This is a genomic window from Microbacterium salsuginis (genome assembly GCF_012524205.1).
GTDB classification, from domain to species: Bacteria; Actinomycetota; Actinomycetes; order Actinomycetales; family Microbacteriaceae; genus Microbacterium; species Microbacterium salsuginis.
Genome location: NZ_JABACI010000003.1, coordinates 149,420 through 164,809, shown reverse-complemented (window position 1 = coordinate 164,809; position 15,390 = coordinate 149,420). Strand labels below are relative to the sequence as shown.

Sequence of the window (15,390 nt, the reverse complement as noted above, 5' to 3'; positions counted from 1 at the left end):
ACAATCGGGGCATGGAACTGCAGCTGAGCATGGTGGTGCTCGAAGTGGCCGACATCGACGCGTCGCTCCGCTTCTACCGGCGCCTCGGGCTGGACATGCCCGATCCCGTCGCGGGCGGCACCGTCGTCGCGCACCGGATGGGCAGCGGCGTCACGCTGCTGCTGACGACGGCGTTCGCGTCGCGCTACGACCCGACCTGGGCGCCGCCTTCGGGCGGCGGCTACTCGCAGATGCTCGAGTTCTACGTCGGCGACGACGACGTGGTCGACAGCACCTGGGCCGACCTCGTCGGGGCCGGCTACACGGGGCGCATGCCGCCCACTCGCACGGTCGGCCCGTACGCCGCCCTCGTCGAGGATCCCGACGGCAACGTGGTCCTGCTGACCTCCGATGCCGCCGCATCCCCCGACGCCGCCTGAGCCCGAGCCGGGAGCGGGCGTCGCGAGGATCATCCTTGCGATGTACGTGGGATGGCCCGGCAGGCCGACGCGGTGGGTGCGCGCCGGTTCGTAGCGTCGAAGGCATGGAGATTTCATCGACCGACCTGGGCCTGGCGGCCCGGGTGCAGCAGCTCACCAAGACCTACGGCACCGGCGAGAGCGCGGTGCGCGCGCTCGACGGCGTGAGCGTCGGCATCCGTCGCGGCGAGTTCACCGCGATCATGGGGCCGTCCGGCTCGGGCAAGTCCACGCTCATGCACATCATGGCGGGCCTGGATGCTCCGACCGCCGGTCGCGCGTGGATCGGCGACACCGACATCACCGGGCTGTCCGACCTCGAGCTCACCATCCTGCGCCGCCGCCGCGTCGGCTTCGTCTTCCAGGCGTTCAACCTCGTGCCGACGCTCGACGCGATCGGCAACATCCTGCTGCCCTTCGACCTCGACGGCCGCCGGCCCACGGCGCTGGAGCGCTCGCGCATCGACGGGCTCGTCGAGACGCTCGGGCTGACCGCGCGTCTCGGCCACCGCCCGCACCAGCTCTCGGGCGGTCAGCAGCAGCGCGTCGCGATCGCCCGCGCCCTCGCCACCGCGCCGGACCTCGTCTTCGCCGACGAGCCGACCGGCAACCTCGACTCCCGCAGCGGCCGCGAGGTGCTGGGACTCCTGGCCACCGCCAGCCGAGAGCACGGCCAGTCCATCGCGATGGTCACGCACGACGCGGTCGCCGCGTCGCACGCCGACCGGGTGCTGTTCCTCGGCGACGGCCGCATCGTCGCCGACAAGCCCCGCCAGAGCCCCGAAGAGATCGCGGCCTACATGCTGGCCTCCGAGCTCGGCTCCGCCCCGGCCGTGGCGGTGGCGTCGTGAGCGCGGTCGCGGAGAGAACGGACGAACGGATGCCGCGGGCTGCGGCATCCGGAACCCCCTCGTCGTCGCGTACGGCGCCGCTGGCCTGGCTGCGCGAACGGGGCATGGGGGCGAGCATCCTCGTCGCCGGGATCTCGAGCGCCTTCGGCGCGGTGCTGCTGAGCGCCACCGGCTACATCGCCGCGCTCATGCGCGCCGACCCGTACATCGGCGACAGCGGCACCCTCGCCGTCGTCCTCGCGATCATGTCGGTGATCCTGGTCGGAGTCGCGGTGTACGTCGCGTCGATCGTGACGGCCAACACGTTCGCGACGGTCGTCGCCGGGCGCACGCGCCGCATCGCGCTCATGCGCCTCATCGGCGCGTCGGCGCGCTCGCAGCGCTCCGAGATCGCTCGCCAGGGTCTCGTCGTCGGCGTCATCGGCGCTGCCCTCGGCCTGGTCGCGGGCACGCTGCTCTCGTGGGCCGGTGTGCTCCTGGCCGAAGCGGCGCTCGCCGTCGAGGGCGTCGAGTACGCGGTCGTGCAGCCGGTGCTGATCATCCCCGCGGTCGTCGTCGCGCTGACGACCTGGGCCGCAGCCTGGGCGGGTTCCCGCCGTGTGCTGACCGTCACGCCGCTGCAGGCGCTCGGCGGCTCGGTCGAGGCATCCCACGATGCGTTCACCGGGCGCCGCGGCCGCAACGGCGTCGCGATCACGCTCTTCGCGATCGGCGGCGTGCTGCTGGCGGCGGGGATCGCGCTCGGGCTGCTCACTCCGCTGGGCGTGATCGTCGCCTTCTTCGGCGGCATCTTCTCGTTCACCGGACTCACTCTCGGCGCGACGCTCGTCATGCCGCCGGTGCTGCGGCTGGTGGGCAAGGCGTTCGGCCGCTCGGCGACCGCGCGGCTGGCGGCCGAGAACGCCTTGCGCTATCCCGAGCGCTCGAGCCGCATGGCGATCGGCGTGGTGATGGGCGTCACCCTGGTCACGATGTTCGCCGTCGCTCTCGAGACCGTCAAGGCGGTGTTCGCGGCCTCGGCCGACGGCCCGCTGCCCGAGGACATGACGACCCTGATGGACACGTTCGCGGCCATCATGATGGGGCTCGTCGCCGTGTCGGCGGCGATCGCCGCCGTCGGGCTGGTGAACCTCCTGACGATCGGCGTCGTGCAGCGCCGCCGCGAACTGGGCCTGCTGCGTGCGCTGGGCGTCTCGACGGGGCAGGTGCGCCGCATGGTGCTGCTCGAGGCCGCGCACATCACGATCGCCGCGACCGCGACCGGCCTGGTGCTGGGCATCGCGTACGGCTGGGCCGGTGCGCAGTCGCTGCTCGGCGCGGTGCCCATGCCGCCGTCGTTCTCGGCGCCGACCCTCGTGGCCCCGGCCGTCCCGTGGCTCCCGGTCGCGATCATCGTGGTCGCCACCGCGGTGCTGACGCTCGTGGCCGCCGTGGTGCCGACACGGCTCGCCACCCGCGTGGTGCCGGTCGAGGCGCTCGCCGACTGAGGGTGAGAAACCATGTCGAGGTTGAGAAACCGCGTGGAGGTTGGGAAACCGCGTGGAGGTTGAGAAACCGCGCGCAGTGTGGTTTCTCAACCCGGGTGTGGTTTCTCAACCCGGAGCACGCGCGGACGTGCCCGGAACCATTCGTCACCGGCGCGCAAGGGGGGTGCGGATCCGGTCGGCCGAGCGCACGCTGGGCCTCATGGAGATCGAGATCATGCAGCATGAACCGCCGTACCGCGTGGGTGTCATCGTGGGCAGCCTCTCGCGCGAGTCCATCAACCGTCGCCTTGCCGAGGCGCTGAAACGGGTCGCGCCGCCGGAGTTCGAGTTCTTCGAGATCTCGTACGCCGATCTGCCCATCTACAATCGCGATGCGGACGCCGACTATCCGCAGGTCGCGTTGGACTTCAAGGATGCAGTGCGCTCCGCCGATGCCTTGCTGTTCGTGACCCCCGAGTACAACCGCTCGATCCCGGGGGCGTTGAAGAACGCCATCGACTGGGGAAGCCGACCCTACGGTGACAACGCGTGGTCCGACAAGCCCACAGCCGTCATCGGCGCCTCATCCGGGCAGATCGGCACCGCCGTCGGACAGCAGTCGCTGCGCGGTACGCTCAGCTACCTGAACACCCGGCAGATGACCGCGCCCGAAGCGTACATCCACTTCACGCCGGGGCTGATCGAGGCCGACGGCACTGTCACTGTCTCGTCGACCGAGGACTTCCTCCGCACCTTCATGAGGCAGTTCCTCGACTACACGGCACGCGTGCTGACGGTGATCCCACAGGACTGAGGCCCGTGGGCCGCCGGGTCGACGGGCTCGGGGTCGTGCGCCCAGGTCGGCGCGAGCGCGCGGATCCGGGCGCCGCGCCACTGCCACATGCTCCACAGCACGGGCCACAGCACCGGCGCCGTCGGCCCGCCGATGACGAGCCGGTCGCGCCACAGGGTCTTGCCCGGCTCTCCCGGGGCGGGGGAGACAGCCATCTGGTGATCCCACACGTCGAGGCTCGCGAGCGGACCGGTGAGCGGGATGCCGCTGTCACGGAAGATCCGCACCGGCCCATCCGGGCCCGGCACGGTGCGTTCGCTCGCGTGGATGAGCTGCCGGCCCATCGGCAGGCCGCCGAACGCCGACAGCTGGACCGGGATGTCGTCGCCCGGGCTCCAGGCCGTGGGCAGCCCGCTCGGCACGAGGGGTTGGAGGTCGAGCAGGGGACCGTACAGCTCCGCTACCGCGCGGGGCGAGTGCACCGCCCGCCAGGCCGCGTCGGCGTCGCAGTCGATCACGAACTTCAGCATGATCCGCATGCTCCAGTCTCGCACCCGGCGGGGATGTCACAGCTCCCGCCCCCTCGGGGGCCGCGACCCCGGGGCTTCTGTGACGCGCCCCGGATGTCGCGAGAGGCGTCCGTCGTACGCTGGAGGGATGTCTGAGGGCCCGTTCGATCAGCACCGTTATCAGGTCCGCTTCGAATGGGGCGCCGCAGGGCTGGCTCGGCTCGCTGCCGCTGACGTCGTCGTGGTGGTCGATGTGCTGCGCTTCTCCACCACGGTGGCGATGGCGGTCGCCCGCGGCGAGTCCGTGCCGCTCGACGACGCCGCCCACGCCGTGTCGCTCAACGGTGCGGCTGTCGCTGCGGCGGCCGAAGCATCCGGATCCGTCGTCCTGCTGGGTTGCCTGCGGAATGCAGGCGCCGTCGCCGGGGCCGTGCTCGCCGAGCAGCAGCGGCGCGGCGAGCGCACCAGCATCGCGGTGATCGCCGCGGGCGAGCTCGCGGGGCGCGACCCGGGGTCGCCGCTGCGGTTCGCCGTGGAGGACCAGCTGGGCGCCGGCGCGATCATCGACGCGCTGGGTGCGTTCGGCATCGACCACACCTCGCCAGAGGCAGCCGCGGCGTGCGAGTCCTTCCGCGGCCTTCGCGGCGCGGTGCGGCACCTGCTCACCGCGAGCGGCTCCGGGCAGGAGCTCGTGACCCTCGGCCGGCGCGACGAGGTGCTCGCGGCCGCGGCGCTGGATGCGGCGACCGTCGTCCCGGTCCTGAGCCAGGGCGCCTTCGTCGCGTCCTGACGCCCCGCTACCGCGGTGTCATCGCGGCGAGGCGCGCGGCCGGCGTGATCTCACGACGGGTCCATGTGAAGAGGAAGCGCTCGTCGAACACCCGCGCGCACTTCGCGCACGACGTGGGTCGCACCGCCTTGCGGTGACGGTACGCGACGTGCCCGGACGGGCAGACCCCGATCCAGGGCGCGAGCTCGGTCGCCGTCTCGCCGCCGTGCGTCGTGCCGCCGACGTATCCGAGCTCGCGCGCGACGGCCTTCCATCGCGGGCCATGACCGGCGCCCGCTCCGGCGAGGGCATGTGCCACCTCGTGCAGCAGGGTCTGGTGGTTCGTGTCGTCGTCGTAGCGCGCGGCGAGGTACCGCGACACGCTGATGCGCTTGTGCGTGTAATCGCACAGTCCCGCGCGGCGCTTGGCGTTGTCGAAGGCGAACGTCCAGGACGAGTCGAGATGGGCGTCGATCAGGGCCTCGGCCCAGTGGCGCACGCGATGCAGTTCCGACATGTGCGACAGGTTAGAACGTATCTACGACACTCGAGCTGCGGGCGGCCACCGTCAGCTGGCGACGGATGCTGCGGCCCGGCGCCGGTCCGCCGCGTCGATCGCGAGCAGCGTGGACTCGAGCTGATCCTCGGTTGCACCCGACTCCTGGCGCAGGAACAGCGCGCGCTTGAAGTCCTTGCGGGCGGACTCGAAATCGCCGTCATCGAAGTTGACCTTGCCGCGGTGCTGGTACGCGAAGGCGGCGATGCTCGCCCAGCCCTGGCCCTCCGCCTCCTCGGCGCACGTCGTGAGCTCCTGCTCGGCCGCGGCGTACGCGCCCCGGGACTGCAGCACCGTGGCGTGGAGGATGCGGGCCCGCAGCAGATCCTTGCGGGTGCCGGCCATGCGCGCGACGCGCACGGACTGCTCCGAGATGACGAGGGCGTCCTCGCTGCGATCGAGCACCTTCAGCAGCCACACCCGCTCGAGGAGCGCGGGCAGGCTGCGCTGGTCGCCGATCTCGTCGAGCCGCTCCTTGCACTGCCGCGGGTCGACCTTCTCGCGAAGTGTGTCGGGGTCGTATCCCTTGATGTAGCTCACGAAGACTCCCTTCACACGCGCTGCCGGTCGCCCCTCCAGTGTGCCTCCGCGTCCCTGCCCTTCGGGGCGTGCCACGCCGGTCAGCGGTCGAAGACGGATGCCGCGGGCCGGGGGGAGGGCGTCGCGTCGGCGTCGGTGGCCACGCGCGCGCCGCGCGCGAAGTCGTCGACCTCGCGGCCTTCCGCGACCTTGGCCGGGTGCGGCCCGGCCGCCAGCAGCCGGGGCAGCCACTCCGTGGGCAGGGGGGACCGGGATGCGGCGATCACCAGGTTGCCGAAGCGCCGGCCCTTCAGCGTCTGCACCTCGGCCAGGACGATGACGTGCTCCAGCACGGCCTGCACGGTCGCCACCTGCCGGCGGGCGAAGGCCAGCCCGGCGCCGTCGGCGACGTTGACCAGGAGCACGCCGTCGGGCGCGAGGAAGCGCGCTGCCGCGGTGAAGAACTCCACGGTCGTGAGGTGCGCGGGCGTCTGCGCGCCCGAGTACACGTCCGACACGACGAGGTCGGCGGCGCCCACGAGTCCCGCGGGCAGCCGGCCGAGGACTTCGCGCGCGTCGCCGATGCGCACGCGGATCGATGCTCCGCGGGGCAACGGCAAGTGCTCGCGCACGAGGTCCCACAGCGCCGGCTCGAGCTCGACGACCTGCTGCCGCGAGCCGGGACGAGTCGCCTCGACGTACCGCGGAACGGTCAGGGCCCCCGCCCCCAGGTGGATCGCGGTCAGCGGCTGCCCCGGCATCCGGAGTCTGTCGATGACCGCGCCCATGCGGGCGACGTACTCGAAATGCAGGTGCGTGGGATCGTCGAGGTCGACGTGGGACTGGGGCGTGCCGTCGACGTCGAGCTCGAACCCGCCGCCGAAGGCCGACGGGACGACCCGTGCGAGCGTGCCGTCCGACAGCCGGGCGGAGGGCGCCGTCTCGTCACTCCGCCCTCGCGCCATGGCCTCAACGTTAGCCGTCGGGCGGGGCGCTCCGGTCGCTGAGCGAGCGAAGAGAGACGAAACGCCGAAACCGAGCACTTCTGCACGAGCAGACGCCGAACCGCGTGCAGATCGCTCAGGCCGAGGCATCCGGTCGTGTCGAAACACAATCGAGACACACGCGTAATCGTGCGGACCGCTGTCGCCGGGTAGCGTCGAGGCATCACACCCTGCTGAGGGCTGCGCGCACCTCTGCTCCACGATGACGTGCAGCAAGGCCCACACGATATGGAAGGTGCACAGCACATGCTCCACACTGCCAAGAGGCGCTGGCTCACCGGCGCCGCGGCCGTCGCAATCGGTGCGGTCGTCCTGACCGCCTGCGCGAGTCAGCGCGAGGAGGGCGGCGGCACGGAAGAGCCGAGCGACGTCGACTCCACGTTCATCTTCGGCGCGTCGGGCGACATCGCCGGTCTCGACCCGGCGATGGCCAACGACGGCGAGACGTTCCGCGTCTCGCGTCAGATCTTCGAGGGTCTGGTCGGCGTCGAGCCGGGCACGGCCGACCCCGCTCCGGGTCTCGCCGAGAGCTGGGAGCAGTCCGAGGACGGCCTGTCGTACACGTTCCAGCTCAAGGAAGGCGTGACCTTCCACGACGGCACGGACTTCAACGCCGAGGCGGTCTGCTTCAACTTCGACCGCATGAACAACTTCACCGGCCTGGCCGCCACCGAGAGCCTCTCGTACTACTGGGGCAAGCTCATGCGCGGCTATGCCGAGACCGGCACCTCGATCTACGGCGGCTGCGAGGCCACCAGCGAGACCGAGGCGACGATCACCCTGACCCAGCCGTTCGCCGGCTTCATCCCCGCGCTGTCGCTGCCGTCGTTCGCGATCCAGAGCCCCGCGGCGCTCGAGGAGTTCGCGGCCGACGAGGTCGGCGGCACCGCCGAGGCGCCCGTGCTCAGCGAGTACGCACAGGGCCACCCGGTCGGCACCGGCCCGTTCAAGTTCGACGAGTGGGCGCCGGGCGAGTCCGTGACGCTCAGCGCGTACGAGGACTACTGGGGCGAGCAGGGCCAGGTGCAGGAGGTCATCTTCCAGGTGATCGGCGACACCACCGCTCGTCGTCAGGCCCTCGAATCCGGCTCGATCGACGGGTACGACCTCGTCGCTCCCGCCGACCTCGGCGCACTCGAGGAGGACGGGTTCAACCTCGTCAACCGCGACCCGTTCAACATCCTCTACCTGGCCATGAACCAGGCCGTGCCGGCGCTGGCCGACATCCGGGTGCGCCAGGCGATCGCCCACGCGATCGACAAGGATCAGCTGGTGACGCAGGTGCTGCCCGAGGGCACCGAGGTGGCCTCGCAGTTCATGCCGCCCGCCGTGATCGGCTGGAACGAGGACGTCACGACGTACGAGTACGACCCGGAGGCCGCTCAGGCGCTCCTGGCCGAGGCCGGCTACGACGAGGCGAACCCGCTGACGCTGCAGTTCAACTACCCCGTCAACGTGTCGCGTCCGTACATGCCCAACCCGGAGCAGATCTACACCAACCTGGCGTCGCAGCTCGAAGCCGTCGGCATCGTGCTCACGCCGGTCGGCGAGGACTGGAACCCCACGTACCTCGACCGCATCCAGGGCGGCACCGATCACGGCATCCACCTGCTCGGGTGGACCGGCGACTACAACGACCCCGACAACTTCGTCGGGACGTTCTTCGCCACCGCCGGCAACGAGTGGGGCTTCGAGAACGCCGAGCTGACCTCGGCGCTCACCGACGCCCGTGGCCTTGCCACCGAGGAGGAGCAGGAGGCGGCCTACCTCGACGTCAACGAGCAGATCATGGAGTTCCTGCCCGGCGTGCCGCTGGCCCACCCGGTCCCGACGCTGGCGTTCGCGCCGCGCGTGACCTCGTACCCGGCCAGCCCCGTCCAGGACGAGGTCTACAACCTGGTCGAGCTGAGCGAGTAGCACGGAGACGGATGCCCCGGCCCGGTGCCCGAACGCCGGGCCGGGGCATCCCGCCGCCTCCCTCGTGACGTCCCGCGGCTCCGCGCCGCCGTCCTCCCCCGGAGATTCACCCCGTGCTACGCACCATCGGCCACCGGCTGCTCCTGCTGATACCGACCCTGCTCGGCCTGTCCGTCCTGCTGTTCCTGTGGGTTCGCGCGCTGCCCGGCGGCCCCGCCGTCGCGCTGCTCGGCGAACGCGCCACGCCCGAGGCCGTCGAGAGGATCAATGAGCAGTACGGCTTCAACGAGCCCCTGTTCGTCCAGTACTTCACGTGGCTCGGCCAGCTGCTGTCGGGAGACTTCGGCACCTCGCTGCAGACACGCCAGCCCGTCATCGACGAGTTCCTGCGGCGCCTGCCGGCCACCCTCGAGCTGAGCTTCCTGGCGATCATCCTCGCCGTGGGAATCGGCATCCCGCTCGGGTATCTGGCTGCCCGCCGCCACGGGCGCGCGTCCGACCACATCCTCGTCGGCGCGAGCCTGCTCGGCATCACCATCCCCGTCTTCTTCCTCGCGTTCATGCTCAAGTGGGTCTTCGCGGTGCAGCTGGGCTGGCTGCCCTCGGAAGGACGCCAGAACCCTCGCATCGACGCGACGCACTACACCGGCTTCTACGTGTTCGACGGCATCATCACGGGGGAATGGGATGCCGCGTGGGACGCGTTCCTGCACCTGATCCTGCCCGCGGTGGCTCTGGCATCCATCCCGCTCGCGATCATCGTTCGCATCACCCGGGCATCGGTGCTCGAGGTGCAGAACTCGGACTACGTGCGCACCGGCATGGCCAAGGGCATCTCGCGCTCGACGATCCGCACGCGGTTCATCCTGCGCAACGCGATGCTGCCGGTGATCACGACGGTCGGTCTGCAGGTGGGTCTGTTGATCTCCGGCGCGGTGCTCACCGAGACGGTGTTCGCCTATCCGGGGATCGGCTCGTTCCTGGCCCGGGCCATCTTCACGCGCGACTATCCGGTGCTGCAGGGCTTCATCATCTTCATCGCGATCGGCTACGCCGTGATCAACCTGGCGGTCGACGTGTCGTACAGCTTCATCGACCCGAGAGTGAGGGTCTCATGACATCCGCCATGCTTCCCCCCGCCCCGAGCGGCGGGCCCGTCGACGACACCTCCGTCGACGACAAGGAGCTGCTCGGCGCGAGGACCGGCGGCGGCGGGTTCTGGCGCGCCGTGTTCCGCCGGCTGCGCCGCAACCCGAGCGCGTGGGTGGGTGCCGCGATCATCGCGGTGTTCCTGCTCGTGGCGCTGCTGGCGCCGTGGCTCGCGCCGTACGGGCCGACCGAGCTGCCCGGTCAGCGCTTCATCACACCGACGCACATCCCCGGTCCCGGCGAGATCCCCGAGTTCCCGCTCGGGCTCGACCGCTTCGGCGGCGACGTCCTGTCGAAGCTCATCTGGGGCGCGCGGGCGACGCTCCTCATCGGCGTCATATCGACCGCGATCGGCCTGGTCGGTGGCATGATCCTGGGATTCCTGTGCGGCATGTTCGGCGGCTGGGTCGACACCCTGATCATGCGGATCGTCGACATCCTGCTCTCCGTCCCCTCGCTGCTGCTGGCCGTCTCGATCGCAGCCGTGATCGGCCAGAACCAGGCATCCGTCATGATCGCGATCGGGGTCGTGCAGGTGCCGGTGTTCGCGCGACTGCTGCGCGCGTCGATGCTGCAGCAGCGCAACGCCGACTACGTGCTCTCGGCGCAGACCCTCGGCCTCGGCCGCGGCACGATCACGATGAGTCACGTGCTGCCGAACTCTGTCGGACCCGTCATCGTGCAGGGCACGCTGTCGCTGGCGACCGCCGTGATCGAGGCGGCCGCGCTGTCGTACCTCGGCCTCGGGGGCGACGTGCCGCAGACGGCCGAGTGGGGCCGCATGCTCACCTACGCGCAGCTCGAGCTCGCGATCGCGCCGTGGCTGGCGTTCCTGCCGGGCATCTGCATCACCGTGACCGCGCTCGGCTTCACCCTCTTCGGCGAGGCTCTGCGCGAGGCGATGGACCCCCGCACCCGCGCGCGCTGACGGCCCGCATTGCGGCCGGTCAGACCCCGGGTCAGACGGCGATGTCGAGCTCGTTGCCGGGGATCGACGCCAGCAGGCGCCGCGTGTAGGGATCGCGCGGGTTGGTGAAGATCTCTTCGGAGGATGCCGCCTCCACCAGCGCGCCGTCCTTCATGACGCACACGTAGTCGCTGATGAGGCGCACCACCGCGAGGTCGTGCGAGATGAAGAGGTAGCTGAGGCCGTACTCGCGCTGCAGGTCGCGCAGCAGCGTCAGCACCTGGTCCTGCACGAGCACGTCGAGGGCCGACACCGGCTCGTCGCACACGATGAGATCGGGCGAGAGCGCGAGGGCGCGAGCGATGGCGACGCGCTGACGCTGGCCGCCCGACAGCTCCGACGGGTAGCGGCTCAGCATCGTCTGCGGCAGAGCGACGTCGTCGAGCAGCCGCCGCACGCGGGCCGAGCGCTCCTTCGACGAGCCGCGCTTGTAGAACTCGAGCGGCTCGGAGATGATCCGCTCGATCGAGAACATCGGGTTCAGCGACGAGTACGGGTCCTGGAAGATCGGCTGCACGCGCTGGCGGAACTCGCGCAGCTCGCGACCCTTGAGCGTCGCCACGTCCTGTCCGTCGAAGCGGATCGCGCCCTCGGTCGGCTCGATGATCTTCAGCATCATGCGCGCCGTCGTGGTCTTGCCCGAGCCCGATTCGCCCACGATCGCGACGGTCTCGCCGCGCGGGATCGCGAACGACACGTCCTTGACGGCGGCGAAGTCCTCCTTCTGCCCGCGGATCTTGTAGATCTTCGTGAGCCCCTCGACCTCGACGATGTTGTCGACGGCGGCTGCGGCGGCGCCGGGCTCGGTGACCCGGGGCTCGGTGATCGCTGCCGCCGTAGCATCCGGTGCCGTCTCCGACGGGATCTCAGGCGCGATGTCGGGCTGCGGCGCCGGCTTGCGGAACGCCTCGGGACGCAGCCGCACGGCCGCGACGGACGGCGCCGCCTTGACGAGTGCCTGCGTGTACGGATGCTGCGGGTCCTCGAGGATCTGCCGGGCCGGCCCCTGCTCGACGATGCGGCCGCGGTTCATCACGACCACGCGCGACGCGCGCTCGGCGGCGAGCCCGAGGTCGTGGGTGATGAGCATGAGCGCGGTCCCGCGCTCGCTCGTCATGCGCTCGAGCTGGTCGAGGATCGTCTTCTGCACGGTGACGTCGAGGGCGCTGGTGGGCTCGTCGGCGATCAGCAGCTTCGGATCGCAGGCCAGGCCGATCGCGATGAGCGCGCGCTGGCGCATGCCGCCCGAGAACTCGTGCGGATACTGCTTGGCGCGGTCCTCGGCGTTCGGCAGCCCGGCGGCGGCGAGGGTCTCGACGACCTTGCGGTCGACGTCCTTGCGGGTCGCGAGGCCGTGGGCCAGCAGCGTCTCGGCGATCTGCGTGCCGATCTTGGCGACCGGGTTGAGGTTCGACATCGGGTCCTGCGGCACGAGACCGATGGAGCGTCCTCGGATGCTGCGCATGACGCCCTCGGAGGCGCCGACGAGGTTCTCGCCCTCGAACATGATGCTGCCGCGGGTGACTTTGCCGTTGCCCGGCAGCAGCCCGATGACGGCCATCGCCGTGGTGGACTTGCCCGAACCGGACTCGCCGACGATCGCGAGCGTCTCACCCGCGGCGAGGTCGAGGTCGACGCCCTCGACGGCGTGCACCGGACCGTCGATGGTCTGGAACTGGACGGCGACGTCGCGCACCTGGAGCAGCGGCGCCCCGGCCGCGAGACGTTCAGTGTTTCGGGCCATTGCTCCATCCTGCCTGCCGAGGGCTCTTTGCGCACCGCTTCCCCGCCAGCCTTTACGCATCCGTAACGCGTGACCGTTTTCGTTGGGCGAAATGACCCCGCGGCGGCCGGGGCGCCGCCGGACCTCCGGGGTTCGTTCGTCACCTGTGTACGCAGAACCGCACGATTCGCGTACACAGGTGACGAACGAACGGAGTGGGGTGCGGCCGCCGCGCGCTCGGGACGGGCGGCGTCGCGGACGCAGGCCGCGGCGGCGGGACGGGCGGCGTCGCGGACGCAGGCCGCGGCGGCGGGGCGGCGGCCGGGGATACCGTGGTGGCATGGCGGCGATCGACCTCAACGCGGACCTCGGCGAGACCGTCGACGGCGTGCCCACGGCCGACGACGAGGCGATGTTCGCCGTCATCTCGAGCGCCAGCATCGCGTGCGGCGGGCACGCGGGGGATGCCGCCTCGATGCACGAGGCGATCGCCCTGGCCGCGCGGTTCGGCGTCTCCGTCGGAGCTCACCCCTCCTACCCGGATCGCGCGAACTTCGGCCGCGTGCCGGTCGCGATCGACCCGTCCGCCCTCGCCGCCACGGTCGCCGCACAGCTCGACGCCCTTCGCCTGGCCGGCGCCGACCTGCGCTACGTCAAGCCGCACGGCGCGCTCTATCACGCGGTCATCGGGGATCAGGAGCAGGCGGATGCCGTCGCCCGCGCGATCGCCGGAATCTCGAGCGCCCTCGGCCGGCCGCTGCCCGTTCTCGGCCTGGGCGGCGAGATGGCGCGGGCCGCGGCATCCGTCGGCCTTCCCTTCCTGTACGAGGCGTTCCTCGACCGCGGCTACCGGCCCGATGGCGGGCTCGTCCCCCGGACCGAGCCGGGAGCCCTGCTCGACCATCCCGACCAGGTGGCCGCGCGCGCCGTCCGGCTCGCGCTCACGGGCGAGGTCGAGGCCGTCGACGGGACCCTCGTGTCGACCGCGGCCGCGTCGCTGTGCCTGCACGGAGACTCGCCCGCCGCCGTGGCCATGGCCCGCGCGGTGCGCGCAGCGCTCGACGGCGCCGGGGTGGAGGTGCGGGCGCCGTGGTGAGTGTGACGGCGCGGCCGATGGGGGAGCGCGCGCTCCTCCTCGAGGTCGCGTCTCTCGAGGAGGTGCTGGCGGTCCGCGCCGCACTCGAGGCATCGCGACCGGATGGCGTGATCGACATCGTGCCCGCCGCGCGGACGGTGCTCGTGCGCGTCGATCCGCGCGTGCTCGCGGTGCCGGCGGCGCGCTCATGGGCGACCGCCGCGGCCGCGCACGCCGGACCCACGGCGGCGGCGGACCAGCCGATCGTCGAACTCGACATCGTGTACGACGGTGCCGACCTCGCCGAGACGGCGGCGCTGCTGGGCGTGAGCGCCGACGAGCTCGTGCGGCGCCACGCGGCGGCGGAGTGGACGGTGGCGTTCACCGGGTTCGCGCCGGGCTTCGGCTACCTCGTGAGCCCGGAGTGGCCGTTCGATGTGCCGCGGCTGTCGTCGCCGCGCACGCGCGTGCCGGCCGGTGCGGTGGGCCTGGCCGGCGCCTTCACCGGCGCCTACCCGCGTGAGACGCCGGGTGGGTGGCGACTGATCGGCACCACCGGCACCCGGCTGTTCGACCCGGACGCGGCGGTCCCGGCCCTGCTCGCCCCCGGCACCCGCGTGCGCTTCTCCTCTCGACGTGACGAGAGTCGTGCCCGGCCGCAGGCTGTCGGCAGCCCTCGTGGCGGATCAGCTGTCGTCGACGCACCTCGAGCGGCAGCTGACCTGCAGCCGGGCGTGACTCCCGGCATCCGCATCGTCGAACCGGGCCTGTTCGCGACCCTGCAGGATCTCGGACGGCCGGGTGCCGGGTCGGTCGGCGTGGCGGTGTCGGGAGCGCTCGACCGCGCAGCGCTGCGCACCGCGAACCGGTTGCTGGGCAATCCCGAGGACGCCGCCGCGATCGAGGTGACCATGGGCGGGCTGCGCGCGATCGCCGAGCGCGACCTGTGGGTCGCGGTGGTCGGCGCGTGGGGACCGCTGAGACTCGACGGGCACGAGATAGACCCGTACCAGGCGCACGAATGGCCCGCCGGCGCCGAGCTGCACGTGGACTGGCTCGCGCACGGCGTGCGGGCGTACGTCGCGGTGCGGGGCGGGTTCGACGGGCGCCAGGCGCTCGGATCGCGCTCGACCGACCTGCTGGCGGGGCTCGGGCCGCGGGCGCTGCGCGGCGGCGATATCGTCGGCATCCGTCCCGACGCGGTCGGTCCGATCCCCGTCGCGCCGCCCAGCCTGTGGAGTGCACCGCACGACGACGAGCTCGAAGTCGCGCTGGCTCCCGGTCCGCGCGCCGACTGGTTCACCGCGGCAGCGCTCGAGACGCTGTTCGAGGCGGTCTGGACCGTGTCGAACGACGCCGACCGGGTCGGCGTGCGCCTCGACGGTCCCGGACTGGCCCGCACGCGCGACGACGAGCTGCCGAGCGAGGGGATGGTCCCCGGTGCGCTGCAGGTTCCGCCGAGCGGCCGGCCGACGATCCTCCTCGCCGACGGCCCGGTGACCGGCGGCTACCCCGTGATCGCGGTGGTGACGGATGCTGCGCTCGACCTGATCGCGCAGGCCCGGCCGGGCACCCGCATCCGGTTCCGCCACGCCCGCCCACCCGCCTGACCGCCCGCGCTCCCGTCCCGTCGC

The 15,390-nt window shown here is 71.6% G+C and carries 15 protein-coding genes; 10 read left to right on the top strand and 5 right to left on the bottom strand.

Translation table 11 applies throughout. The features are described 5' to 3' along the window. Nucleotides 1-11: 11 nt before the first annotated feature. The 4 genes from HF576_RS11220 (at nt 12) to HF576_RS11205 (ending at nt 3,589) form a co-directional block, all read left to right on the top strand. Nucleotides 12-419, top strand: coding sequence for a VOC family protein (locus HF576_RS11220; RefSeq protein WP_168912913.1), 408 nt, complete (start codon nt 12-14; stop codon nt 417-419). A gap of 104 nt (nt 420-523) precedes the next feature. After that, entirely contained in the window at nt 524-1,309 is a 786-nt protein-coding gene (locus tag HF576_RS11215; protein ID WP_168912912.1) for an ABC transporter ATP-binding protein, read from the top strand. Between the two features lie 29 nt (nt 1,310-1,338). Beyond that, nucleotides 1,339-2,796 carry an ABC transporter permease gene (locus tag HF576_RS11210; protein WP_168913047.1) on the top strand — a complete coding sequence of 486 codons (1,458 nt, stop codon included), beginning with the start codon at nt 1,339-1,341 and terminating at the stop codon, nt 2,794-2,796. A 199-nt stretch (nt 2,797-2,995) separates the two neighbouring features. Further along, nucleotides 2,996-3,589, top strand: coding sequence for an NADPH-dependent FMN reductase (locus HF576_RS11205; protein ID WP_168912911.1), 594 nt, complete (start codon nt 2,996-2,998; stop codon nt 3,587-3,589). On the opposite strand, the gene HF576_RS11200 is transcribed toward HF576_RS11205, so the two are convergent. After that, on the bottom strand, nt 3,550-4,098 hold the full coding sequence (locus HF576_RS11200; protein ID WP_240948863.1) for a hypothetical protein: 549 nt from the start codon (nt 4,096-4,098) through the stop codon (nt 3,550-3,552). The genes HF576_RS11205 and HF576_RS11200 overlap by 40 nt on opposite strands. Before the next feature lie 127 nt (nt 4,099-4,225). Here HF576_RS11200 and HF576_RS11195 point away from each other — a divergent pair, with 127 nt between their 5' ends. After that, nucleotides 4,226-4,867 carry a 2-phosphosulfolactate phosphatase gene (locus HF576_RS11195; protein WP_168912910.1) on the top strand — a complete coding sequence of 214 codons (642 nt, stop codon included), beginning with the start codon at nt 4,226-4,228 and terminating at the stop codon, nt 4,865-4,867. Between the two features lie 7 nt (nt 4,868-4,874). Here HF576_RS11195 and HF576_RS11190 read toward each other — a convergent pair whose 3' ends face one another. From HF576_RS11190 to HF576_RS11180, 3 genes are all read right to left on the bottom strand, one after another. Beyond that, a complete protein-coding gene (locus tag HF576_RS11190) occupies nt 4,875-5,363 on the bottom strand; it encodes a SprT-like domain-containing protein (protein WP_168912909.1) in 489 nt (162 codons plus the stop codon). 51 nt (nt 5,364-5,414) lie between these two features. After that, nucleotides 5,415-5,942: a tetratricopeptide repeat protein gene (locus tag HF576_RS11185; protein WP_168912908.1), complete on the bottom strand. Its 528-nt coding sequence runs from the start codon at nt 5,940-5,942 to the stop codon at nt 5,415-5,417. An 80-nt stretch (nt 5,943-6,022) separates the two neighbouring features. Then, nucleotides 6,023-6,886, bottom strand: a complete 864-nt coding sequence (locus tag HF576_RS11180; protein ID WP_168912907.1) for a spermidine synthase — start codon at nt 6,884-6,886, stop codon at nt 6,023-6,025. Nucleotides 6,887-7,171: 285 nt separating this feature from the next. Between HF576_RS11180 and HF576_RS11175 the strand changes: the two genes are divergently transcribed. The 3 genes from HF576_RS11175 (at nt 7,172) to HF576_RS11165 (ending at nt 10,919) form a co-directional block, all read left to right on the top strand. Beyond that, entirely contained in the window at nt 7,172-8,842 is a 1,671-nt protein-coding gene (locus HF576_RS11175; RefSeq protein WP_168912906.1) for an ABC transporter substrate-binding protein, read from the top strand. Nucleotides 8,843-8,955: 113 nt separating this feature from the next. Further along, complete coding sequence (locus HF576_RS11170) at nt 8,956-9,960, top strand: ABC transporter permease subunit (RefSeq protein WP_168912905.1); 1,005 nt, start codon at nt 8,956-8,958, stop codon at nt 9,958-9,960. Beyond that, entirely contained in the window at nt 9,957-10,919 is a 963-nt protein-coding gene (locus tag HF576_RS11165; RefSeq protein WP_168912904.1) for an ABC transporter permease, read from the top strand. The genes HF576_RS11170 and HF576_RS11165 overlap by 4 nt, the downstream gene beginning before the upstream one ends. A gap of 31 nt (nt 10,920-10,950) precedes the next feature. On the opposite strand, the gene HF576_RS11160 is transcribed toward HF576_RS11165, so the two are convergent. Further along, nucleotides 10,951-12,702: an ABC transporter ATP-binding protein gene (locus HF576_RS11160; protein ID WP_168912903.1), complete on the bottom strand. Its 1,752-nt coding sequence runs from the start codon at nt 12,700-12,702 to the stop codon at nt 10,951-10,953. A 319-nt stretch (nt 12,703-13,021) separates the two neighbouring features. Here HF576_RS11160 and HF576_RS11155 point away from each other — a divergent pair, with 319 nt between their 5' ends. After that, entirely contained in the window at nt 13,022-13,777 is a 756-nt protein-coding gene (locus tag HF576_RS11155) for a 5-oxoprolinase subunit PxpA (RefSeq protein WP_168912902.1), read from the top strand. Beyond that, the gene (locus tag HF576_RS11150; RefSeq protein ID WP_343234246.1) at nt 13,771-15,366 is read left to right on the top strand and encodes a 5-oxoprolinase subunit B/C family protein; all 1,596 of its coding nucleotides are present in this window, start codon (nt 13,771-13,773) and stop codon (nt 15,364-15,366) included. Before HF576_RS11155 ends, HF576_RS11150 begins: the two co-directional genes overlap by 7 nt. Nucleotides 15,367-15,390 lie beyond the last annotated feature (24 nt).

What these genes read in the sequence shown, in the direction of transcription:
- HF576_RS11195 (WP_168912910.1), top strand. Translation starts at nt 4,226, where the DNA reads ATGTCTGAGGGCCCGTTCGATCAGCACCGTTATCAGGTCCGCTTCGAA.
- HF576_RS11160 (WP_168912903.1), bottom strand. Translation starts at nt 12,702, where the DNA reads ATGGCCCGAAACACTGAACGTCTCGCGGCCGGGGCGCCGCTGCTCCAG.
- HF576_RS11200 (WP_240948863.1), bottom strand. Translation starts at nt 4,098, where the DNA reads ATGCTGAAGTTCGTGATCGACTGCGACGCCGACGCGGCCTGGCGGGCG.
- HF576_RS11180 (WP_168912907.1), bottom strand. Translation starts at nt 6,886, where the DNA reads ATGGCGCGAGGGCGGAGTGACGAGACGGCGCCCTCCGCCCGGCTGTCG.
- HF576_RS11210 (WP_168913047.1), top strand. Translation starts at nt 1,339, where the DNA reads ATGCCGCGGGCTGCGGCATCCGGAACCCCCTCGTCGTCGCGTACGGCG.
- HF576_RS11220 (WP_168912913.1), top strand. Translation starts at nt 12, where the DNA reads ATGGAACTGCAGCTGAGCATGGTGGTGCTCGAAGTGGCCGACATCGAC.
- HF576_RS11155 (WP_168912902.1), top strand. Translation starts at nt 13,022, where the DNA reads ATGGCGGCGATCGACCTCAACGCGGACCTCGGCGAGACCGTCGACGGC.
- HF576_RS11175 (WP_168912906.1), top strand. Translation starts at nt 7,172, where the DNA reads ATGCTCCACACTGCCAAGAGGCGCTGGCTCACCGGCGCCGCGGCCGTC.
- HF576_RS11205 (WP_168912911.1), top strand. Translation starts at nt 2,996, where the DNA reads ATGGAGATCGAGATCATGCAGCATGAACCGCCGTACCGCGTGGGTGTC.
- HF576_RS11165 (WP_168912904.1), top strand. Translation starts at nt 9,957, where the DNA reads ATGACATCCGCCATGCTTCCCCCCGCCCCGAGCGGCGGGCCCGTCGAC.
- HF576_RS11190 (WP_168912909.1), bottom strand. Translation starts at nt 5,363, where the DNA reads ATGTCGGAACTGCATCGCGTGCGCCACTGGGCCGAGGCCCTGATCGAC.
- HF576_RS11215 (WP_168912912.1), top strand. Translation starts at nt 524, where the DNA reads ATGGAGATTTCATCGACCGACCTGGGCCTGGCGGCCCGGGTGCAGCAG.